Annotated in this window: 17 protein-coding genes and 1 tRNA gene; 9 read left to right on the forward strand and 9 right to left on the reverse strand. The window is 70.6% G+C overall.

Going from position 1 to position 21,224, the window contains the following annotated elements:
* Positions 1-7 precede the first annotated feature (7 nt).
* From ACVFYP_RS03890 to ACVFYP_RS03910, 5 genes are read right to left on the reverse strand one after another with little or no spacing between them, the layout of a single operon-like run.
* Positions 8-1,222 carry an MFS transporter gene (locus ACVFYP_RS03890; RefSeq protein WP_499198809.1) on the reverse strand — a complete coding sequence of 405 codons (1,215 nt, stop codon included), beginning with the start codon at positions 1,220-1,222 and terminating at the stop codon, positions 8-10.
* 18 nt (positions 1,223-1,240) lie between these two features.
* Positions 1,241-2,167, reverse strand: coding sequence for an FkbM family methyltransferase (locus ACVFYP_RS03895; RefSeq protein WP_499198810.1), 927 nt, complete (start codon positions 2,165-2,167; stop codon positions 1,241-1,243).
* A 46-nt stretch (positions 2,168-2,213) separates the two neighbouring features.
* Positions 2,214-3,287 (reverse strand): class I SAM-dependent methyltransferase, encoded by a 1,074-nt coding sequence (locus ACVFYP_RS03900; RefSeq protein ID WP_499198811.1) that lies wholly within the window; start codon positions 3,285-3,287, stop codon positions 2,214-2,216.
* Positions 3,287-3,754: a thioredoxin-dependent thiol peroxidase gene (bcp, locus tag ACVFYP_RS03905; RefSeq protein WP_499198812.1), complete on the reverse strand. Its 468-nt coding sequence runs from the start codon at positions 3,752-3,754 to the stop codon at positions 3,287-3,289. Before bcp ends, ACVFYP_RS03900 begins: the two co-directional genes overlap by 1 nt.
* Positions 3,755-3,766: 12 nt before the next feature.
* Entirely contained in the window at positions 3,767-6,766 is a 3,000-nt protein-coding gene (locus ACVFYP_RS03910; protein WP_499198813.1) for a bifunctional [glutamine synthetase] adenylyltransferase/[glutamine synthetase]-adenylyl-L-tyrosine phosphorylase, read from the reverse strand.
* Between the two features lie 38 nt (positions 6,767-6,804).
* On the opposite strand from ACVFYP_RS03910, the gene ACVFYP_RS03915 reads away from it, so the two are divergent.
* Positions 6,805-9,966 carry a DUF3971 domain-containing protein gene (locus tag ACVFYP_RS03915; protein ID WP_499198814.1) on the forward strand — a complete coding sequence of 1,054 codons (3,162 nt, stop codon included), beginning with the start codon at positions 6,805-6,807 and terminating at the stop codon, positions 9,964-9,966.
* On the opposite strand, the gene ACVFYP_RS03920 is transcribed toward ACVFYP_RS03915, so the two are convergent.
* Together ACVFYP_RS03920 and tyrS are read right to left on the reverse strand one after the other, a co-directional pair.
* Entirely contained in the window at positions 9,887-11,653 is a 1,767-nt protein-coding gene (locus ACVFYP_RS03920) for a DUF6311 domain-containing protein (protein WP_499198815.1), read from the reverse strand. The genes ACVFYP_RS03915 and ACVFYP_RS03920 overlap by 80 nt on opposite strands.
* A 136-nt stretch (positions 11,654-11,789) precedes the next feature.
* Positions 11,790-13,037 carry a tyrosine--tRNA ligase gene (gene tyrS / locus ACVFYP_RS03925; protein ID WP_499198816.1) on the reverse strand — a complete coding sequence of 416 codons (1,248 nt, stop codon included), beginning with the start codon at positions 13,035-13,037 and terminating at the stop codon, positions 11,790-11,792.
* A 63-nt stretch (positions 13,038-13,100) separates the two neighbouring features.
* On the opposite strand from tyrS, the gene ACVFYP_RS03930 reads away from it, so the two are divergent.
* Positions 13,101-14,198 carry an anhydro-N-acetylmuramic acid kinase gene (locus tag ACVFYP_RS03930; protein WP_499198817.1) on the forward strand — a complete coding sequence of 366 codons (1,098 nt, stop codon included), beginning with the start codon at positions 13,101-13,103 and terminating at the stop codon, positions 14,196-14,198.
* 75 nt (positions 14,199-14,273) lie between these two features.
* Here the strand turns inward: ACVFYP_RS03930 and ACVFYP_RS03935 are convergent, their stop codons facing one another.
* Positions 14,274-14,942, reverse strand: coding sequence for an alpha/beta hydrolase (locus ACVFYP_RS03935; RefSeq protein ID WP_499198818.1), 669 nt, complete (start codon positions 14,940-14,942; stop codon positions 14,274-14,276).
* Positions 14,943-15,450: 508 nt separating this feature from the next.
* Between ACVFYP_RS03935 and ACVFYP_RS03940 the strand changes: the two genes are divergently transcribed.
* The 7 genes from ACVFYP_RS03940 (at position 15,451) to ACVFYP_RS03970 (ending at position 20,495) form a co-directional block, all read left to right on the forward strand.
* On the forward strand, positions 15,451-15,924 hold the full coding sequence (locus ACVFYP_RS03940) for an Rrf2 family transcriptional regulator (RefSeq protein WP_499198819.1): 474 nt from the start codon (positions 15,451-15,453) through the stop codon (positions 15,922-15,924).
* Positions 15,908-17,020, forward strand: a complete 1,113-nt coding sequence (locus ACVFYP_RS03945; RefSeq protein WP_499198820.1) for a cysteine desulfurase family protein — start codon at positions 15,908-15,910, stop codon at positions 17,018-17,020. The genes ACVFYP_RS03940 and ACVFYP_RS03945 overlap by 17 nt, the downstream gene beginning before the upstream one ends.
* A gap of 6 nt (positions 17,021-17,026) precedes the next feature.
* Entirely contained in the window at positions 17,027-18,250 is a 1,224-nt protein-coding gene (locus ACVFYP_RS03950; RefSeq protein ID WP_499198821.1) for a cysteine desulfurase family protein, read from the forward strand.
* Positions 18,251-18,258: 8 nt separating this feature from the next.
* Positions 18,259-18,588, forward strand: coding sequence for a ferredoxin family 2Fe-2S iron-sulfur cluster binding protein (locus ACVFYP_RS03955; protein ID WP_499198822.1), 330 nt, complete (start codon positions 18,259-18,261; stop codon positions 18,586-18,588).
* A gap of 1 nt (position 18,589) precedes the next feature.
* Positions 18,590-19,288 (forward strand): TenA family protein, encoded by a 699-nt coding sequence (locus ACVFYP_RS03960; protein WP_499198823.1) that lies wholly within the window; start codon positions 18,590-18,592, stop codon positions 19,286-19,288.
* On the forward strand, positions 19,285-20,382 hold the full coding sequence (gene mnmA, locus ACVFYP_RS03965; protein ID WP_499198824.1) for a tRNA 2-thiouridine(34) synthase MnmA: 1,098 nt from the start codon (positions 19,285-19,287) through the stop codon (positions 20,380-20,382). The genes ACVFYP_RS03960 and mnmA overlap by 4 nt, the downstream gene beginning before the upstream one ends.
* A 36-nt stretch (positions 20,383-20,418) precedes the next feature.
* A tRNA-Met gene (locus ACVFYP_RS03970) sits at positions 20,419-20,495 on the forward strand.
* 117 nt (positions 20,496-20,612) lie between these two features.
* Here ACVFYP_RS03970 and ACVFYP_RS03975 read toward each other — a convergent pair.
* A complete protein-coding gene (locus tag ACVFYP_RS03975; protein ID WP_499199536.1) occupies positions 20,613-21,065 on the reverse strand; it encodes a GNAT family N-acetyltransferase in 453 nt (150 codons plus the stop codon).
* Positions 21,066-21,224: the final 159 nt, after the last annotated feature.

Here is a 21,224-nt window from a genome sequence, read left to right on the forward strand (position 1 = left end):
AGCTGCTTCAAGCCGCCGCAGTCGCCACCTTCGGCGGCACTGACGGGTCCTTCACCGGCAAATGCACCAGCGCCGCGAAAGCCGAAGCCCCCACCCCAATCCACCACATCAGGTCGTAGGAGCCGGTCATATCCAGCACCACGCCGCCCATGAAGGCGCCCGTGAAGCCGCCCAGCTGGTGGCCCAGGAAGACCAGCCCAAAAATCGTCGCCAGCCAGCGCGTGCCGAAATTGCGCGCCACCAGCGCTACGGTCGGCGGCACGGTGGACAGATACAGCAGCCCCATGATGGCGGAGAAGATCATGACGGTCGTCGTGGTCTTCGGCACCAGCATGAAGCCGGTGATCAGCACGCCCCGCGCGGCGTAGATGATCACCAGCAGCTCCCGCCGCCGCCAGCGCTGGGTCAACTCCCCGGCCGCCAGTGAACCGCCGATGTTGAACAGGCCGATCAGCCCGATGGCGCCGGCGCCGACCGCCACCGGCAGGCCGCAGTAATGCACGAAGCCCGGCAGATGCGTGGTCAGGAAGGAGATGTGCAGGCCACAGACGAAGAAGCCGAAGAACAGGTACCAGAAGGTCGGCGTGCGCAGCGCGCGGGACAGCGCCGCGCGCGCCGTCTCCTCATCCTTGGGCGCGACGACCGGCCGCGGCGGCTCCCGCAGCGGCATGGCGAGCGGGATCATCAGCAGGGCCGTTGCCGCCATCAGCGCCATGGTGGTCTGCCAACCCAGCGTGCCGATGCCGATCCCGGCCAGCGGCACCACCAGGAACTGGCCGAAGGAGGAACCGGCGGTGCCGAGCCCCACCGCCCGGCCGCGATGTGATTCCGGCAGCAGCCGGGTCAGCGTGGCGATGATCACCGGCATGCCGGCCGCCGAGACGGCCACCCCCATCATCACGCCGGCGAAGAAGGTGAAGATACCGAGTGCGGAGGCCATCAGCATGCCCAGAATGCCGATGGCGTAGAGCGCCGCGCCACCGATCACCACCGCGCGTCCACCATAGCGGTCCGCCAGCTGGCCGCAGATCGGCTGGCTGGCGCCGTTCAGCAGCACCTGAAGCGCGATGGCGAAGGAGAAGCCGGAGGCGGTCCAGACATTCGCTTCCGTCATCGGCGCCAGGAACAGGCCGAAGGAATTGCGCAGCCCCATGGCCAGTGCGGCGCAGAGCACCCCGCAGGTGATGAGCACGGCGGCGGTCACGGCGGGGCGCGCGGTCATGCACAATCTCCTTGGTCGTCAGTCCGGGGCAGGGGTCTCCCGTGCCGCCAGAATGTTGCGCACGCCGTCGGTCATCGCCGCCAGTATGGCGGCGTCCACCGCCTGAAGCTGGCTGGAATCGCCAATGTTCCAGAAACGAAAGCCCATCTCCGCGAAAAGCTGAACCAGTTCCGCCGCGCTGCTGCCCTGCGCCGCCAGCATGCCCGGCGCGAATTCGAACATCACCTTGGCGTTGGGCGACCTGGCCAGCAAGCGGCGCATGCCGCGTACCGCGTGGGCCTCCAAACCTTCCACATCCGCTTTCACCATATCCACGCGGAAATCCGCATCGGGAAACATATCGTCCAGCGCCACCACGCGGCAGGGCTGTATCTGGTTACCCTCCGGCACGTGACCCGGATGGGGGGAGAGGTGGCCACCGCCGCCCCAGGCCAAGGAAAACACCAGCTCCGCCACGCCTTCCTCGGCGCCGACCGCCACATTGTTCACCTGGGCATGGCCAGCCATGCCGTTCACCGCCAGCGACCTGGTGAGAAGCGCGGCGAAGCGGGGGTTGGGCTCGAAGGCCGCGACCCGTCCGGACGGGCCCGTGGCCAGGGCGCCCAGCAGCGTATAGACGCCGAGATGCGCGCCAAGGTCGAGCACCGTATCCCCGGGCCGGATCAGCTTTTCGAACAGCGCCGTATAGGCGGTCTCCCAGGTGCCCTCGATCAGCAGATGGGGCGCCAGGTCGTTGCCGCGCGTGTCCACGAAGATCTTCAACCGGCCCTGCAGCAGGGTCAGGGCCGTATGATCCCCGAGGTAGACGTTCGGGACCAAGCTGTGCGCCTGGTTCATCTGGCGCGTCTGGTTCCGAAGGATCTGGCGCATGCGGCTCGGCACCCGCAGCAGGTCCGAAACGTAGCGCGTGATGCCGTCGAACAGCCGTGGCCTGGGCTGGTTCAAGGACAGGCCGCCGCTCTTGCGTCGCCTCGCCCGCCCGTGGGCGCGCTCACGCGGCCTTCCTGATGGCCAGTCCGAAGGACGTGCCGATCAAGGCCCCATACTGCTTCTTCAGGCGGAAGGGCGCATCGGGGGCCAGTTCGATCTTCTCATCCGCCGTATCGCGGCCCGGATACAGGTTGATGGGCATGACGCTATGGCCCTGGACGATCAGCCGCTGCGCGAGCTGCTCCACGTCGCTGCGGCGCAGCAGGCAGATGGTGGGATGGTTCGCCGTGATGCGGTCCGACAGCATGTTGAAGCTGAAGGTATGCGCGGCGATGCCGCCCGGGCGCAGGCAGGCCAGGCTTTCCTCGATGAAGGTCGTGGCGGCCTCGGGCGAGCCGAGCCGGTCGGCGGCGGCGGCCGACCAGCAGAAATCGAACTGCTCGTTCAGGTCCTGCGGCAGGTGCAGCATGTTGACCGACCGGTATTCGACCAACTGCTCGAAATCCTCCAGCAGCAGGATATCCGGGTGGAAAATCGCGATCCGGTTCATGTCGGCGCCGACTTTGGACTTGGCCGGTGCCGCCGGCTTGTCGGTCGCCACGACCTTCACGCCCCGGGAAGCGAGCAGGGAGGGAATGCGCTCGCCACCGACGCCGAAGCCGATCCCCCGCTTGCCGGGCGCGATGACCCCGGCGCTCGCCAGCGTGGAGACCACCCAGGTCTGTTCCCAGTTCCGCCGGGTGCGGCCGGGCGACATGCGCATGGCCTCGGAGATCTCGGTGAAGGCCGCATCATCGAACTGCGCGGCGGTGCAGAGCTGGCTGACCGGTTCTTCCAGGCTTGGCGGCTCGAAGCGCCAGGGCACCGCCGTGTCCGTGGGGGGGCGCATCAGGAACAGCGGCATGCCGTAGATCGGCTCGCCATGCAGCAGGCTGTCGAAGATGTGGTGGAATTCCCAGGTGTGGAACAGCGTGCCGCGCAGCGCGGCCAGGTCCGGCTGTTGGCGATAGGTTTCCACCTCCTCGGTCGTGGGATCACGCCCGATCAGCAGGCGGAACGCCCAGGTCACCGCATCGGCGCTCAGCGGCTTGCTCGCCTTGCCGGCGCCAGCCCCCTGTTCAACCTGCTGCTGCATCACAACCCCTTCGCGGCTTCCAGAACCTGGGCGGCATGCGCTTCCGGCTTCACCTTGCGCCACACCTTGGCGATGCGGCCGTCGGCGCCCACCAGGAAGCTGCTGCGCTCCATGCCCATATAGGTTTTGCCATACATCGACTTCTCGACCCAGACCCCATAGGCCTCCGCCACCTTGTGGTCGGCATCCGAGGCCAGCGGGAAGGTCAGGTTGAATTTCTGGGCGAATTTCTCGATCGGCTTCATTGCATCCGGGGAGACGCCGATGACGGTGAGCCCCAGCTTGCCGAGCTGCGGCAGGGCTTCCTGCACGCCGCAGGCCTGCTTGGTGCAGCCGGGGGTGTCGGCCTTCGGGTAGAAATACAGCAGGAAGGGTTTGCCCTTCAGCTCCGCCAGGCTGACCGTGCGGTCGCCCGAGGCCGGCATGGCGAAATCCGGCGCGGGCGCGCCCTCGATGGCTGCGGACATGCGTGTCTCCGGTTAGGTCTCGGGGTTGCCGATATGGCGGATGAAGCTGTCGCGCACCTGCTGCGCGACGCGGCGCATCTGTGCGCGGAAGGCGGGTTGGTCAACCGCCGGCTCCGGCAGCAGCTTCGCGGTGGCCGATAGCAAGGCGAGGGCAACCGGCTCGGGCAGCGTCTCCTCCGGCCAGCGGCCGACGGTCAGGCGCAGATGCGCGGTGATGGCGCGCCACAGCCGGTCGGCGGCGACCAGCGCCTCCGCCTCCGCCGCGGGCAGGATGCCGGCCTTGGCCAGGGCGGCCAGGGCCAGGCGCGTGGTGGGGGAGATGACGGCGGGCAGGCGATGGGCATGGGCCACCTGCAATGCCTGGGCGATGAACTCCACCTCCATCAGCCCGCCCTGCATGTGCTTCACATCCCAGGCCCCATCCGCCGGCAGGTCACGCCGCAGCCGGGCGCGCATCGCCCGCGCATCCTCCAGCACCTGGGTGGTATCGGCGGCGCGGATCTGCGCCTGGCGGATCGCCGTCTCCACCTTGCGTTTCAGGGAGGGCGCGCCGGCCACGAAGCGCGCCCGGGTCAGCGCCATGCGTTCCCAGGTCCAGGCCGATTCCGCGTGGTAGCGGGCGAAGGCGGAGAGCGAGACGGCGACCGGCCCCTTCGAGCCGGAGGGCCGGAGACGCATATCCACCTCATACAGCCGCCCCTCCGCCCCCGGCGCGGTCAGGGCGCCGACCACCTGATTGGCCAGCCGCGCGAAGTACTGGGAGGCGGCGAGGGACTTGTCGCCGCCCGTGCTCTCCGCCGCCTCGGGCGCATGGTCATAGACCAGGATCAGGTCGAGGTCGGAGCCCGGCAGCATGTCCCGCCCGCCGAGCTTGCCCAGCGCCACCACCCCCAGCGCGCCGCCCTGCACCTTGCCGTGGCGCCGGGCGAAATCCTGGGTGATGCGGGGCAGCAGCGCGCCGATCGCGGCATCCGCCAGGGCACTGCGCGACAGGCCCGCCGCATCCGTGTCCAGCCGCCCTTCCAGCGCGGCGGCGTCGATCTCGAATTTGCCCTCGGTCACCATTCGCCGCGCGGCTTCCAGCGCCTCCTCCAGGAAGCGGGCATCCTTGACCAAGGCGGGCAGGGAGGCGGCGGGGTCGTTGCCGGGCGCGGAATGGCCAGCCAGCAGCCCATCCAGCGCCGCGGCGTTGCGGGCGAAATGGTCCGCCAGCTGCGGCGCGGCGCCGAGCACGAAAGCCAGGCGATCCAGCAGCGCCGGGTTGCGCGCCAGCAGCGACAGCATCTGCACCCCGGTGCTCATCCGCGCCAACGCCGCGTCGAAGCGCATCAGCGCCGCATCCGGCTGCGGCTGGCGCGCCAGCGCCGCGAGCAGGGCCGGCATCAGCGCCGTCAGCAACTCCCGCGCCCTTTCGCTGCGGGTGCCGCGGGTGCGGCCATGATGCCAGCCGCGCACCGTGGCGGCGACGGCGGCGGGGTTCTGGAAGCCCAGGGCGCGCAGGGTGGCGAGTGTCGCCGGATCGTCCTCGACGCCGGTGAAGACCAGGTCGCCCTGGGCGCCATCGGCGGCACTGAGCTCGGGCGAGGTCTCGAAAAGCCCGGCATAACGCCGTTCGACCCGCTTGAGATGGCCGGTGAGCGCCGCGCTGAAGGCCTCGAACCCCTCGAAGCCGAGGAAGGAGGCGATATTGGCCAGGCCGGGCGCATCCTCCGGCAGTCGATGGGTCTGGCGGTCGGCCACCATCTGCAGGCGGTGTTCCACCTGGCGCAGGAAGCCATAGGCATCGGCGAGGTCGGCCGCCGCGCGCCGGTCGATCTTGCCGGCCGCGGCCAGCGCCGCCAGCGCGCCCAGCGTGGTCGGGTCGCGCAGCGCCGGGTCGCGGCCGCCCCAGATCAATTGCAGCACCTGCACCGTGAATTCGATCTCGCGGATGCCGCCGCGGCCGAGCTTCACGTCATGGCCGGCGACCTGGACCTCCGCATGGGCGCCCTTATGGCCCTTATGGGCGTGGATCTGGCGCTTGATGGAATGGATATCGGCGACGGCGGCGAAATCCAGATGCCGGCGCCAGACGAAGGGCCGGATCTCGCGCAGGAAATGCTCGCCCAAAGCGCGGTCGCCGGCCACCGGCCGCGCCTTGATCATGGCGGCGCGTTCCCAGTTCTGGCCCATGCTTTCGTAATAGGTGATAGCCGCCGGCAGGCTGACCGCCAGCGGCGTCGCGGCGGGGTCGGGGCGCAGGCGGAGGTCGGTGCGGAAGCAGTAGCCGCCCTCCGTCCGCTCCTCCAGCAGGCGCACAAGGTCGCGGGCGAGCCGGACATAGATGGCGCCGGCCCGGTCGGCGTCGTAGGTTGCCGCTTCCGGGTCATATAGCAGCATGAGGTCGATATCAGAGGAGTAGTTCAACTCCCGCCCGCCAAGCTTGCCCATGCCGAGCACGATCAGCCCGGAGCCGCGGCAGGTGGCGCGTGGGTCGTGCTTGGCGGCGCCGCCGGCGAGTTTCAGGTCGCCCCGCGCCTGCGCCTCCCGCAGCAAATGGGCACAGGCGTAGTCGGTGCAGGCATCCGCAAGGTCGGAGAGCGCGCCCGTCACCCGGTCCAGCGCCCAGACGCCGGTGATATCCGCCACGGCGGCGATCAGGGCCGCCTGCCGCTTGGCCTGGCGCAGCAGGCTGGCGACTCCGGCCCGCGTCGCGGCGGGGTCTGCGCGGCCCAGCGGGTCCAGCGCCAGGGCGAAGGCCGCATCCGGGCCGCGTTCCGCCAGCCGCAGCAGAGTGACCGATTCGCGCAGCGCCAGATCGGCGAGATAGGGGCTGTGCCCGCCGAGCGCGGCCAGCAGCGCCGCGCCTTCCGCCCCGGCGGCATAGCCGCGTTCGGCGCCGCCACGCTCGGCGAAGCGGGCGGCGAGCTGGGCCGCCGCCTCGGCATCATAGGGGCGCGGCAGCGCGTCGGCGGCCCGCGCCGGGCGGGGTGCGGCGGGGTCCAGGGCGGCCTGGTTGCGGGGTTTGGGCATGGGTGGTCAGGGTGGCGATGAGGCAAGCCGCGGGTCAAGTGGCGTGGGAAGCGCACCGGGCCCTGCATCTGCTGTTCGGCCTGGCGCTGCTGCTGCTGCTGGCGGCGGGCGCTGGCGCCTGGCGCCTGGCCAAGGGGCCGATCGAGCTGCCCTTCCTGGCCGAGGCCATCGCCGAGCGCGCCAATGCCTTTGCTGCCAATGGCATGGCGCCGGATGCGCGGCTGGAGGTTGGACAGGTCAGCATCGGCTGGCAGGGCTGGCGGGACGGGCATCTGGCGCCGCTGGAATTGCGGCTGAGCGCCGTCCGGCTGCGGCAGCCGGATGGGGTGGTCACCGCCGAATTGCCGGATGCCGCCGTGACCCTGTCACTGCCCTGGCTGCTGCGTGGCGAATTCGCGCCGCGGCGGCTGGAATTGCTGCGGCCGGAGATGACCCTGCGCCGGGACGGGCAGGGCCAGATCGCGCTTCTGCTCGGCCAGGGACCTGCGGCGGCACAAGGCGGTAGCAATGCCGGGCTGGATGACCTGCTCAATGAGCTGATGCACGCGCCTTCGGACGACACGCCGCTTTCCGCCCTGCAATCGCTGCGCATCCTGGGCGGGCGCATCACGGTGGAGGATGCGGCGCTCGGCAAGACCTGGGTGCTGGACGCGGCCGATGTGACTCTGCGCCGGCGACTGGGCGGCGGCCTGCTGGGCGATGCCGGGGCGACTTTGCTGCTGGGCGCGGAGCGTGTGCCGATCTGGATCGCGGCCGAGATGGCCTCCCCCCCCGATGGCACGCCGGCGGAACTGGCGCTGCGGCTGCGGCTGCCGGAACTGCGCCCGGCCCAGCTCGCCGCCGCCGCGCCGGGGCTGGCGCCGCTGGCCCGGCTGGACGCGACGGCGCGGGTGGAGGCGGCGATCCTGATGGCGCCGGATGGCGCGCTGCGCACCGCGACGGCCCGCCTTTCCACGGGCGCGGGCGTGCTGGATCTGGGGGAGGATCAGCGCATCGCCATGGCGGAGCTGGAGCTCGATCTGGCCGCCGCGCCCGACCGCATCACCCTGACGCAGGGCCGGTTGCGCCTGGATGGGCCGACCCCGCCCGTCCTGACGCTTGCCGGGGAGGCGTTGCTGGGGGAAGGCCGGTGGCGCGGTGCCGCGACCCTCGGGCTCGACCGCGTCGCCATCGCCGATCTCGGCCGCCACTGGCCGGAAGGCCTCGGCCGCAGCGCGCGAAGCTGGATCACCGAGAACCTGACCGCCGGCATCGCGCGGGATGGCCAGTGGCGGATCGAGGCGGAGGCCGGGGCAGGCCTGGAAGCGCCGCGCCTCACCAGCCTGACCGGCACGCTGGAGGTGGCGGAGGCCACGGTGCACTGGCTGCGCCCGATCCCGCCCGCCGAGCGCGCCATGGGCCGGGTCACCTTCGGGCTGGAGGAGATTTCCATGCGCGTCACCGGGGGCCGGCAATCCGGCGGCCAGGTGACGGTGCGGGATGGCACGGTGCGCTTCCTGCTGCCGCCCGGCGCGCAGGAAACCGCGGTGATGGAATTCAACCTGGCCGGGCCGGTGCCGGATGCGCTGGCGGTGGTGCAGCATCCCAGGCTGCGCCTGTTCGAGCGCCGGCCGCTGCCGATCAAGGACCCGCGCGGCAGCATGGAGGGCAAGCTGACCATCAGCTTCCCCCTGCTGGCGGACCTGCCGGTGGAGCAGTTGCAGCTGCGCGTCCAGTCCCGCCTGCGGGATGTGCGCATGGCCGATGTGCTGATGGGCCGGCCACTGGAGCGCGGCACGGTGGATCTCACCGTCGACAACAATGGCCTGCGCGCCAGCGGCACCGCCACCCTGGCGGAGATCGCCGCGCGGCTCACGGTGGAGATGGACTTCCGCAACGGCCCCGCCAGCCAGGTGGTGATGCGGGAGACGGTGCGGGCGGAGACGGATGCCAGCCGTCTCGTGGCGCTCGGCCTGGCCCTGCCGGAGTTGGTGGAGGGGACGATCGGCCTCGATGTCCGCACGGAGCGGCGGCGCAGCGGCCAGGGACGCGCCGTGGTGCGGGCGGAGCTGCGCGATGCGCGGCTGATGATCGAGCCCCTGGCCTTCACCAAGCCCCCCGGCCAGGCGGCGGGCGGCGAGATGGTGCTGCGGCTGGCCGGTGACCGGCTGGAGGCGATCGAGAGTTTCCGGGTGGATGCCGCCGATCTGCGTCTGCGCGGCCAGGCGCGCTTCACCGGCGAGACACGGCTGGAACGCATCGTCATCTCCGAAGGTGTGGTGGAAGGCAGCCGCTTCACCGGCGAGGCGCGCCCGCCCTCCGGCCCCGGCAGCCCCTGGGCTGTGACCCTGCGCGGGCCGGTGCTCGATCTGCGCCGCAGCCTGGCGGAGGATAGCCCCGCCCCCGGCGCCGCGGATTCGACGGATGATCGCGGCCCCGCCTTCGTCGCGGATGCACGGTTCGACCGCGTGCTGCTCGGCCCGGAGCGGGAGGTGGCGGCGGTGATGGCGGAAGCGCGGATCGATGGCCGTGGCGTGGTCCGCGCCGGAACCCTGGCCGGCCGCGCCGGGCCGCGCGGACGGTTCGAGGCGGTGATCGAACCCGCCGGCAATGGCCGCAGCCTGCGGCTGGAGGCGGAGGATGCCGGCGCGCTGCTGAGCAGCTTCGACGTGCTGCGCAAGCTGGAGGGTGGCCGCCTGTCGGTGCGGGCCAGCTATGCCGGCAACCAGCCGGGCGCGCCGCTGCAAGGCACCGCGGAGATGACCGATTTCGCGGTGCGTGGCGCGCCCAGCATCGCCAAGCTGTTGCAGGCGATGACCCTGTATGGGCTGGTGGAGGCAGTCTCCGGCCCCGGCCTGGGGTTCACCCGGCTGGTCGCACCCTTCTCCCTGACGCCGGATGTGCTGACGTTGGGGGAAGCGCGGGCCTTCTCCGCCTCGCTCGGCCTGACCGCCACCGGCACGCTGGATCGCCGACGCCAGCGGCTGAACGTAACGGGCACCATCGTGCCGGCCTATTTCTTCAATTCGCTGCTGGGCAATATTCCGATCTTCGGCCGGCTGTTCTCGCCGGAGGCCGGCGGCGGGTTGTTCGCCGCCACCTTCCGCATCACCGGGCCGGCGGAGGACCCGCAGGTCAGCGTCAACCCTCTGGCCGCACTGACACCGGGCTTTCTGCGGGGATTGTTCGGGATCGGTCAGGCGACGCCGGGGACGCGATGACCGGGGCCGGCCCCAGCCAGCCGGGGGCGAGCACCCAGATGCCGTCGAAGCGCGTCAGCAGGTCCAGCGCCGGGTCCAGGCCGGCACGGGCCGCCGCCAGCATGGCCTCGTCGCCCAACACATAAAGGCTGCCGGGCTCATGATCGCCGGCGGTCAGGCGGCGGGCGGTGGCGGTGTTCAGCGCCTCCACCGCCGCCGGGTCGATGCGGGCGAGGTAGACGGCATCGGTGGGCAGGTCGCGCGTCGCCGCCAGCACCGCCACCTCCTCCCAATGCCGGGCCTGCATGCCGGTGGGCGCCAGGCGAATGCGTTCATATCGCAGGCTGGCCTTGAGCCAGAAGGGGTCGGCGAGCCGCAGCGCGGCCGTGGCCGGGGCGGGGCGGAAGAAATGGGCAAGCCGGTCGAAGCCCGGCCGCAGGTCTATGACCTGCACCGCCAAGGCCGCCGCCAGCACCAACCCGGCCCTTCGCCCACCCAGCGCATGAGCCAGGGCGGCAATGGCGCCGAGGATCAGCGCATAGGCGACGGGCCAGAAAAAGCGGACGGAGGCGCGCAGCGCATCGGCGATGTCCTGCACCCGCTCCGATGGTTCGGCCAGCACGGCGACCACTTGCCCACCCAGGCTGACCCGGTGGGTGATGGCCAGGGCCAGCAGCACCGCGAGCCCCGCCAGCAGCGGCCAATGGCGCCAGAGCCCGCGGTTCGGCCGGATCAGGAAGGCCAGCGCGCCGGTCGCCAGCAGCATCAGCGTGCCGAGGCCGAGATAGCTGTCCGCGGTTTCCAGGTGGTCCGGCCGTGGCAGTTGCGGCAGCAGCCCGCCCCAATGGCTGGGGTCGAAGGGCGCGAGCAGATCGAGCTGCATATGCCCATAGCCACCCCAGGTGCCGCCCATGCCGCCGCCCAGCAGGAAGAACCCTGCCGCCCAAAGCCCTGCCACGCCGGCACCGGGCACGGCCAGCGCCTCCACCGCCAGAGGCAGCTTGCGGCGGTCAGCGGGCCAAGCGCGGGCGAGCCAGTCGGTCGCCCAGAGGCCGGCCACCATCGGCAGCAGATAGGCATGGATCAGCGAAGCCGCGAGCAGCAGCGCCATCCAGGCCAGTAGCCGCCGCCAGCCCGGTATGCGCGTCAGGCACAGATACAGCGCCGCCAGCAGCAGGAACTGACCGGCGAGCGCGAAATGCCCGCCCATGCGTTGCAGCAGGATCGGCTGCAGCACGAACAGCCCGGCCCCGGCCAGCCGCGCCAGCGCATCCGTCGTGAACAGCCCGATCAGCCGCCAGGCCAGCAGGGCCTGGAGGGCGCCGCAGGCGAAGAGCCACAGGCCCCAATATTGCGGCACCTCCACCAGCCGTCGCAGCGCCTTGAAGGCGAAGGCCAGCAGGGGGATGGAATCCGAATAGAAGATGGAGGAGCCGACCTCGAGCCCCCAGTCCGGATTGGCGCCGGGCGGCCAGGTCCAGGGGGCGCGGCCAAAATAGGTCCAGCCGAGCCAGTACTGCACCGGGTCGGGCCCGATCGTGCCCTCCAGCATCCAACCTGTGTTGTGGGGGGGCAGGATCTGCCAGCCATAGATCGCGGCGACGACGGCGATGCCAATGGCCATGGCCGCCAGGGCGCCGGCCAGTGGCTCGGCCACCGCGGGGACGGTCGGGAAGCGGACAGGTCGCAGAACCCTGGCGTCGTGCAAGCCGGCCTCCTGCCTCCACCGGCGGGAAGCCCGCGCCTCGGTGGAGAGGGGAAGCCTCGTCGCCCGGCACGGCCAATCCGTGCCCGTTCCGCGGCGGCTTGAAGGCAGCCCGGCGGTCAGCCGGGCCGGGTCGTTATCAGGCCGGCCGCACGAGCAGGTGACGCTTGCGGCCCAGAGAAAGTTTCGCGGCGCCGTCGCGCAAATCCGCAACGGTCACCAGCTGTGCCGGATCGGTCACGGCGGTGTCGTTCAGGCGGATGCCGCCCTGGGCGATCAGCCGCCGCGCCTCCCCCTTGCTGGCGACGAATTTCGCCTCCGCCAGGATGTCCACCGCGGCGGCGGGCAGGGCGGTGACGTGGCTCGGCAGGGTTTCCGCCGCCTCGCCCTGTTCGAAGGCGCGGCGGGCGGTCTCCGCGGCGGCCTCGGCAGCGTCGCGGCCATGCAACAGGGCGGTGGCCTCGGTGGCCAGAATCTTCTTCGCCTCGTTGATCTCGGCCCCTCCCAGCGCGGCCAGGCGGCGAACTTCGTCCATCGGAAGCTCGGAAAACAGGCCGAGGAAGCGGCCGACATCGGCATCCTCGGTGTTCCGCCAGAACTGCCAGTAGTCGTAGGGCGCCACGCGCTCGGCATTCAGCCAGACGGCGCCCTGCGCGGTCTTGCCCATCTTGGCGCCGGAGGCGGTGGTAATGAGCGGGGTGGTGACGCCGAAGGCCTCCTTCGCATCGACCCGGCGCACCAGGTCGGTGCCCATGACGATGTTGCCCCACTGGTCGGACCCGCCAGCCTGGATGGCGACGCCATGGCGCCGGTTGAGCTCCAGGAAGTCGTAGGCCTGCAGCAGCATGTAGTTGAATTCGAGGAAGCTCAGATTCTGCTCGCGGTCGAGGCGCAGCTTCACGCTGTCCATGGTCAGCATGCGGTTGACGCTGAAATGGCGGCCGATGTCGCGCAGGAAAGGGACGTATTTGAGCTCGTCCAGCCACACCGCATTGTCCAGCATGATGGCGTCCGAGGCGCCCTCGCCGAACCGAAGGAAATTGTCGAAGACGCGGCGGATGCCGGCCTTGTTCACCTCGATCTGCGCATCGGTCAGCAGCGGGCGGGCTTCGTCGCGGAAGGAGGGGTCGCCCACCTTGGTGGTGCCGCCGCCCATCAACACCACCGGCTTGTGGCCGCAGCGCTGCATCAGGCGCAGCAGCATGATCTGCACCAGGCTGCCGACATGCAGGCTGTCCGCCGTGCAGTCGAAGCCGATATAGCCCGGCACCGGCCCCGCCAGCAGCCGCTTGGACAGCGCCTCGGCGTCCGTCACCTGGTGGATATAGCCGCGTTCGCGGGCGATCTGCACGAAATCCTGGGTGCCGGCGTTTTGGGTAGCGGTCATGGCGATCTGCGGTCTGATCCAGTGGGGCTTCCGAAAGCGCGGGTGCCGTAGCACGTTGGGGGTATGCTTAGAACTATCGGTCTGATGAGCGGAACCTCCCTCGACGGGGTGGATGCCGCCTGGGTGGAAACGGATGGGGAGGCGATCGGCCGCCTCGGCCCGGTGCTGACCCTGTCCTATCCCCCCGCCTTGCGGCGCGATCTGCGCGAATTGCTGGATCGCGCGGCGGAGATCGGGCCGGACGATCCCTTCTTGGCGAGCTGCGTGGACCGGTTGACGGAGCGGCATATCGAGGCGGTGCGGGCCGTGGGATGGCCGGCGGATCTGGTGGGCTTCCACGGCCAGACCATCCTGCACCGGCCTTTCCGGCCAGGGCTGAATGCGAAGGGCTTCACCTGGCAGGTGGGCGACGCGGCGCGGCTGGCGCGGGAGACGGGGATGACGGTCGCCCATGATTTCCGGTCGGCCGATGTCGCGGCGGGCGGGCAGGGGGCGCCGCTGGTGCCGGTGGTGCATGCGGCCATGGCGCGGGACCTGCCGAAGCCGCTCGCCATCCTGAACCTCGGCGGCGTTGCCAATGTCACCTGGATCGGCGCGGATGGCACGCTGCTGGCCTTCGACACCGGCCCGGCCAATGGCCCCCTGGACGATTGGGCGCGGCGCGCCACCGGCGAATCCTATGACCGCGACGGGCGCCTGGCGCTGGCGGGCCAGGCGGATGGCGGGGTGCTGGCGCCGCTGCTGGCGCATCCCTGGCTGGCGGCGCCGCCGCCCAAATCCCTGGACCGGCTGGATTTCGACCGAGCGCTGAAGGAGGCAGGCGCAGCGGGCCTGTCACCGGCCGATGGCGCGGCCACGCTGGTCGCCTTCTGCGCCATCTGCGTCGCGGCGGCGGCCCGGCATTTCCCGGAACCGCCCGTGCAATGGCTGGTGGCGGGCGGTGGGCGGCGCAATCCGGCGATGATGCGCGCGCTTGCCGCCGCACTGGCCGAGCCGGTGCGGGCGGTGGAGGTGGTGGGCTGGAATGGGGATGCGCTGGAGGCGCAGGCGTTTGGGGTGCTGGCGGCCCGTGTGTGGCGGGGTCTGCCGCTGACTTTTCCGGGGACGACCGGGGCGCCGGGGCCGACCCTGGGGGGGCGGCTGGTGGGGCCGTTGTTGTAGGCGGGGAGGGGGGATTACGGCGCGGGCCCCCTCACCCAACCCTCTCCCTTGTCAGGGGGAGAGGGCTTGGCGGGATCAATCCGCGGCCAGCGCCATCCGGTTGCGGTTCAGCGCGCCCATCACATGGTCTTCCGCCGCCGCGGCCACCTGCTCCGCCTGGGGCGGGGTGTAGATATGGCCGGCGGAGGGCATCACACGGTAGTCGATGGCGATGCCCTTCTGGGTGTTCAGCTTGTCCACAAGCTTCCGCACGCTGCCTTCCGGCACCAGCTCGTCATCCGCGCCATGCAGGATCAGCCCGTTGCAGGGACAGGGCGCCAGGAAGCCGAAGTCGTAATGGCTGGCCGGGGCGGAGATGGAGACGAAGCCGCCCATTTCCGGCCGGCGCATCAGCAGCTGCATCCCGACATAGGAGCCGAAGGAATAGCCCGCGACCCAGAGGGAGGAGGCATTGGGATTGACCGCCTGAAGGAAGTCCAGCGCCGCCGCGGCATCCGAAATCTCGCCGATGCCGCCGTCATAGCGGCCCTGGCTGCGGCCGACGCCGCGAAAATTGAAGCGGAGGGTGGAGAAGCCCATCGTCTGGAAGCGCTGATACAGCGCGTGAACGACGCGGTTGTTCATGGTGCCGCCATGCAGCGGATGCGGGTGCAGGATCAGCGCGACAGGCGCATTGGCCTGCTTCGCATGGTGGTAGCGACCCTCAAGCCGGCCATCAGGCCCGGCGAACATGACTTCAGGCATCGTTCTGTCGATCCAGTCCATGTTGGGCCCGAAGCTGGCAGCCACCGCGCGGTGCCGCCTGCCAAGGGCCATGGCCGGAGACAGGCGCGCGCACAGCGCCGACCTCCGGGCCGTTTGGGGAACCAGCACGCCATCTTGCGGCGCCTCCTGGGCCTACCCGGAACCACCACCGACATCCTGGTCAACCCGCCCGCCGATTGTTGACTTCGGCAGTCGGGAATAATAGGCTTAGGCTGGCGACGGTGGTCGCCGGCATTCGGCCTCGGTCGTGGTTCTGGTGGGTGCGGCACGCCCGCGCCCTTCGGATACCCCCGGGCAGGTTCCCAAGCCCTGGGGTCCATCCAATATAGGTGAGGCAGGGGCAGGTTTCATATCGGATTCACCGCATGCCCTGCATGTTATTGCGTCTCGATTGCGTCCAGGGCCGATATTGTGCGGACAATCGCCTGCGTGACTCGCCCGCCCGGCCCAGCCCTGGAGCCGGAAACAATCAGGACGGGAGACCCGGATGAGGCTTTCCACCCGCGGTCGATATGCGGTGATGGCGATGGTCGAACTGGCCGCGCGGCAGGGCGGCGAGGGCCGCTGCGGCGCTCAGGGGCAGGTGAGCCTGGCGGAGATCGCCCAGGCGCAGCATCTGTCACTCGCCTATCTCGAACAGCTGTTCGGGCCGCTGCGCCGCGCCGGGCTGGTCGCCTCCACCCGCGGCCCCGGCGGCGGCTATCGCCTGGCACGCCCTGCGGCCGAAGTCTCGATCGCGGCGATCGTGGAGGCTGTGGACGAGCCGATTCACGCCACGCGCTGCGAGGAGGGCGGACCTGGCTGCCTGGCCGGGGAACGCTGCCTGACGCATGACCTCTGGGCGGAGCTCGGCAACCAGATCCGGCTGTTCCTGGATGGCGTGACGCTGGCCGATGTCGTGGCCCGCCGCATCTGCGGCCGCGCCATACCGCCGCTGCTGGCGGATGTGGCAGAGGCCTGACCGCGTGACCCTCTATCTGGACGCCAATGCCACGGAGCCCTTGCGGCCGGAGGCGCGGGCGGCCGTGCTGGCGGCGCTGGACCTGCCGGGCAATCCCTCCTCCGTCCATGCCGCCGGCCGCGCGGCGCGGGCGGTGCTGGAGCGTGCGCGGGACCAGGTGGCGGCGCGATTCGGCGCGGCGCCGGGCGATGTGATCTTCACGGGCGGTGGGACGGAGGCGAATGCGCTGGCCATCCACGGCCTGCCCGCGGGCCGCCGGCTGCTGGTGGGCGCCACGGAGCATCCGGCGGTGCTCGCCGCCGCGCCGGGCGCCACGCTGCTGCCGGTGCGGGCGGATGGGACGCTGGACCTCGACGCGCTGGAAGCGGCGCTGGAGGGTCCGCCGGCGCTGCTCTGCGTGATGGCGGCCAATAACGAGACCGGCGTGCTGCACCCGATGGCGGAGGTCGCGGCCCTGGCCCGGGCGCATGGCGCGCTGCTGCATGTGGATGCGGTGCAGGCGGCGGGGCGCATGCCGCTCTCGCTCGCCGGGCTGGGCGCGGACAGCTTGGCCATTTCGGGCCACAAGCTGGGCGGGCCCAAGGGCGCGGGGGCGCTGCTGCTGCGGCCGGGGCTGTCGCTGGCGCCGCTGATCGCCGGCGGCGGCCAGGAACGCGGCCGGCGTGGCGGGACGGAGGCCTTGCCCGCCCTTGCCGGCCTCGGCGCGGCGGCACGGGCGGCGGAGCCCGGCGAGGCGGCGCGACTCGCCGCGTTGCGTGATGCGATCGAGGCGGCCTGCATCGCCATGGGTGCGCGGGTTGCCGGGCTCGGCGCGCCGCGTCTGCCCAATACCACCTGCCTGATCCTGCCGGGCGCCGCCGCCGAGACGCAGGTGATCGCGCTGGATCTCGCCGGCATCCAGGTCTCGGCGGGGGCGGCCTGTTCCTCCGGCAAGGTCGGGCGCAGCCCTGTGCTGGCGGCGATGGGGGAGGCGGAGGGCGGTATCCGCGTCTCCCTGCCCTGGAATGCGCCGGAGGAGACGGCGGAGCTTTTCATCCAGGCCTGGTCGGCCATGCGCGATCGGCTCTCCCGCCGCGCCCTGGTCGGGGCCAGATAATCCGCCATGACCCGCCCGAACCACCCCATCTACCTCGACAACCACGCCACTACCCCGGCCGATCCGCGGGTGCTGGCGGCGATGCGGCCCTGGTGGGAGGCGAATTTCGCCAATCCCGGCTCGGTCGAGCATGTGATGGGGCGGGAGGCGGAGGCGGCGGTGGCCGAGGCGCGCGGCCATGTGGCCGAGTTGATCGGGGCGGAGCCGAACGAGATCCTGTTCACCTCCGGCGCCACCGAATCCAACAACCTCGCCATCAAGGGCGCCGCCCGCTTCGCCGCCAGCCAGGGCAGCGAACGCCGCCGGGTGATCACCCTGGCGACCGAACACAAATGCGTCCTGGAAAGCGTCAAGGACCTCGCCGTCGAGGGTTTTGAGCCCCTGATCCTGCCGGTCGGGCCGGATGGGCTGCTGGATCTGTCCGCCTTGGAGGCGGCGCTGGGCGAGGCGCCGACGCTGCTGGTCTCCGTCATGGCGGTGAACAATGAGATCGGCGTGGTGCAGGACCTGGCGGCCATCGGCGCCCTGGCGAAGGCGCATGGCGCGCTGTTCCACACGGATGCGGCGCAGGCGGCGGGGCGGATTCCGCTGGATGTGGCGGAGATCAAGTCCGACCTGATGTCGCTGTCGGCGCATAAGATCTACGGCCCCAAGGGCATCGGCGCGCTCTATGTCCGCCGCCGCCCGCGGGTGCGGCTGGCGCCGCTGTTTTCGGGTGGCGGGCAGGAACGCGGGCTGCGATCGGGCACCCTGCCGGCGCCGCTGATCGTGGGCTTTGGCGAGGCCTGCCGCATTGCGGCGCTGGAGGGCATGCTAGATGCCGGCCGCATCGCCGGCCAGCGCGCCCGCTTCCAGGCCGCGCTGTCCCAGGCGGTGCCGGGCCTTGTCGTCAATGGCAGCACCGAAGCCCGCGTCGCCGGCAATCTGTCCTTGTCCTTCCCCGGCGGCGTCTCGGCCCAGGACATCATGGCGGCGGCGCCGGAGATCTGCGTCTCCACCGGCTCGGCCTGTTCCTCGGCCGAGGTGGAGCCTTCCTATGTCCTGCGGGCTCTGGGCCTGCCCGAGGCGCAGGCACGTGCAACCTTGCGCATCGGCATGGGCCGCTTTACGTCGCCCTTGGATGTGGATCGAGCAGCCGCGGCCCTGGCCGCCGCCTGGCGCCGGGCCATGGAGTCCTCGGACAACAGGGATGCCCCGGGCCAAAACCCCAGGGCCAGCGCGGCGGAGTGATGGCTGACATGCCGAAGATGACCTTCATCGAGCGGGACGGGACGCACAAGGAAGTCGATGCGCCCCTCGGCCTCTCGGTGCTCGAGATCGCGCATAAGCACGGCGTCGATATCGAAGGGGCGTGTGAGGGCTCGCTCGCCTGCTCCACCTGCCATGTGGTGGTGGATGCCGGCTGGTACGGGAAGCTGGCCGATGCGACGGAGGATGAGGAGGATATGCTCGACCTCGCCTTCGATCTGCAGGAGACGTCCCGCCTCGGCTGCCAGATCATCATGACCGACGCGCTGGACGGGCTGGTGGTGAAGCTGCCGGCCGGCACGCGCAACGCCGGCGGCTGAGATGGCGCAGCCCTGGGAGGATTTTGGTGCCGAGGGCGGGCTGTTCCGCCGCCTGCGCGCGGACTGCGCGGCGGATTGGCAGGCCTATACCTGGCATGACTTCTGCCGGCGCCTGTCCGACGGCAGCCTGCCGCTGGCGGCCTTCCAGGACTTCCTGATCCAGGACTATCTGTTCCTGATCCAGTTCGCCCGCGCCAAGGCCCTGGCCGTCTTCAAGGCCGAAAGCCTGGAGGCGATGCGGGAGAAGACCGCCTCCATCTCCGCCATCCTGGCTGAGACGACGATGCACCTGACCTATTGCGCCGAATGGGGCATCCCGGAGGCCAAGGTGCGCGCCACGCCGGAATCGGCGGAGACGGTCAGCTACACGCGCTACGTCATCGACCGCGGCTTGGCCGGCGACATCCTGGACCTGGAAGTGGCGCTGGCCCCCTGCACGGTGGGCTATGCCGAGGTGGCACTGCGAATCCTGGCCGACCCGGCGCGGAAGGTGCAGGACAATCCGTATCAGAGCTGGATCGAGGCCTATGGCTCCGACGGCTACCAGAAGCTGGCCCGCGCTGCCGCGGCGCGGATCGACGCGCTGGGCGTGACGCATGGCGGGGAGGCCCGCTTCCCCATGCTCGCCGCCACCTTCGGTGAGGCGGCGCGGCTGGAACAGCGCTTCTGGCAGCAGGGGCTGGACGCCGCCGCGTCATGAGAGTGCTGGTCGCCATGTCCGGCGGCGTGGACAGCAGCGTCGTCGCGGCGCTGCTGGTGGAGCAGGGGCATGAGGTGGTGGGCGCCACCCTGCAGCTCTATGACCACGGCGCCGCCATCCAGAAGAAGGGCGCCTGCTGCGCCGGCCAGGACATCCACGATGCCCGCCGCGTGGCGGAGACGCTCGGCATCCCGCATTATGTCCTCGACCGCGAAAGCCGCTTTCGGGCCGCCGTGATCGACGACTTCGCCGCGACCTACGCTCGTGGCGAAACACCCATCCCCTGCATCCGCTGCAACCAGACGGTGAAATTCCAGGATCTGGTGGAGCTGGCCCGCGACCTTGGCTGCGAGGCGCTGGCCACCGGCCATTACGCCCGCCGCGTCGAAGGCCCGCAGGGCGCCGAGCTGCATCGCGCCGCCGACCCCGTCCGCGACCAGTCCTATTTCCTGTTCGCGACCACCCGCGACCAGCTCGATTTCTGCCGCTTCCCGCTGGGCGACATGCCGGACAAGGCGGCGGTGCGCGCGGTGGCGGAGCGCCTCGGCCTGGCGGTCGCCGCCAAGCCGGACAGCCAGGACATCTGCTTCGTGCCCGAAGGCAGCTACGACCGCCTCGTGGCCAGGCTGCGTCCCGAAAGCGCGGAGCCGGGGGAGATTGTGGACCTGTCCGGCCAGGTGCTCGGCCAGCATCAGGGCATCGGGCGCTACACGGTGGGGCAGGGGCGGGGCCTCGGCCTCGGTGGTGGTTCGGGCGAGCGGCTGTTCGTCAGCGCCATCGAACCCGGCCGCCGCCGTATCGTGGTGGCGCCGCGCGCCGCCCTGGCGCGGACCGAGGCGGTGGCGGGCGAGGTGAACTGGCTGGTGACCCCGCCCGAGGCGCCGCGCCCCGTGCAGGTGAAGCTGCGAGGCCGGGAAGCGCCGCGTGGCGCCACGGTGGCCTGGGACTCCGAGGCGCAGGTGATGCGCGTGACGCTGGCGGAGGCCAATATCGTCGCCGCCGGCCAGGCCTGCGTGGTCTATGACGGCGAACAGGTCCTCGGCGGCGGTTTCCTGCGTGCCGCGAACATTGACAGGGCAGGGGCGGCAGCGTAATCGCGGCGCGCCCACGGGGTGTCCCAGATGGCCTGGGGCGGCGTAGCTCAGCTGGTTAGAGCACGGCACTCATAATGCCGGGGTCAGCGGTTCAAGTCCGCTCGCCGCTACCATCAAACCCTTTGTTTCGAGCCAGTTTCTGTGGCCATGGGCCGGCGTGGAGCGGCTTGCCGGTCGGCGCAGCGCCCACGACCGCCGCTTGCTCGCGGGACAGCGCGGATGTCACGGCCTCAAGCCTTGGCCAACCCTGTGATGCGGCGCTGAAACCAGGTCGAGCTGATCCACTCTCCATTTTTGCGCGCATATTCGCGGAAGGTGCCCACTTCCTCGAATTCCATCCTGCGGTGGAGGGCGAGGGATGCGGCATTGGGCAGTGCGACGCCGGCCACTGCGAGATGGACGGGCTGGCGCCGCATCCGCTCCAGCAGCATCGTATAGAGCGCTGAGCCTGTGCCACGGGCAGTGTGATGCGGGTGCAGGTAGACACTGGTCTCGACGGTCGTATCGAAGGCCGGGCCAGTACGATACGGGCTGCTGGAGCTGTAGCCCACGACAGATCCCTGCATCTCGGCGACCAACAGCTGATAACGACCGCCGCCATAGGTATCGAACCAGGTTTGACGGGTTTCCACGGTCTGCAAAGCGGTCTGGAAGGTGGCGTGGCCGTGGACGATGTAATTGATTGAAGATCTCGACGAGTGCCGGCAAGTCTCCCTGCACGGCCTGCCGGATGAGAATGTCGCTCATGATCCTCCCTGGTACAGATCGATCGCCTCCGCATCTCAACAGATCAGAAATGGCTCAGACGGTCGAGGCCACGTCTCCGAGCAAAGATCGGCAAG

The sequence above is a fragment of the Roseomonas sp. F4 genome (genome assembly GCF_053891155.1).

Bases quoted from the DNA above. Each gene is read 5' to 3' on its own strand.
- ACVFYP_RS03890 (WP_499198809.1), bottom strand. From the start codon at position 1,222: ATGACCGCGCGCCCCGCCGTGACCGCCGCCGTGCTCATCACCTGCGGG.
- ACVFYP_RS03900 (WP_499198811.1), bottom strand. From the start codon at position 3,287: ATGCAGCAGCAGGTTGAACAGGGGGCTGGCGCCGGCAAGGCGAGCAAG.
- bcp (WP_499198812.1), bottom strand. From the start codon at position 3,754: ATGTCCGCAGCCATCGAGGGCGCGCCCGCGCCGGATTTCGCCATGCCG.
- ACVFYP_RS03910 (WP_499198813.1), bottom strand. From the start codon at position 6,766: ATGCCCAAACCCCGCAACCAGGCCGCCCTGGACCCCGCCGCACCCCGC.
- tyrS (WP_499198816.1), bottom strand. From the start codon at position 13,037: ATGACCGCTACCCAAAACGCCGGCACCCAGGATTTCGTGCAGATCGCC.
- ACVFYP_RS03930 (WP_499198817.1), top strand. From the start codon at position 13,101: ATGCTTAGAACTATCGGTCTGATGAGCGGAACCTCCCTCGACGGGGTG.
- ACVFYP_RS03935 (WP_499198818.1), bottom strand. From the start codon at position 14,942: ATGCCTGAAGTCATGTTCGCCGGGCCTGATGGCCGGCTTGAGGGTCGC.
- ACVFYP_RS03940 (WP_499198819.1), top strand. From the start codon at position 15,451: ATGAGGCTTTCCACCCGCGGTCGATATGCGGTGATGGCGATGGTCGAA.
- ACVFYP_RS03945 (WP_499198820.1), top strand. From the start codon at position 15,908: ATGTGGCAGAGGCCTGACCGCGTGACCCTCTATCTGGACGCCAATGCC.
- ACVFYP_RS03950 (WP_499198821.1), top strand. From the start codon at position 17,027: ATGACCCGCCCGAACCACCCCATCTACCTCGACAACCACGCCACTACC.
- ACVFYP_RS03955 (WP_499198822.1), top strand. From the start codon at position 18,259: ATGCCGAAGATGACCTTCATCGAGCGGGACGGGACGCACAAGGAAGTC.
- ACVFYP_RS03960 (WP_499198823.1), top strand. From the start codon at position 18,590: ATGGCGCAGCCCTGGGAGGATTTTGGTGCCGAGGGCGGGCTGTTCCGC.
- mnmA (WP_499198824.1), top strand. From the start codon at position 19,285: ATGAGAGTGCTGGTCGCCATGTCCGGCGGCGTGGACAGCAGCGTCGTC.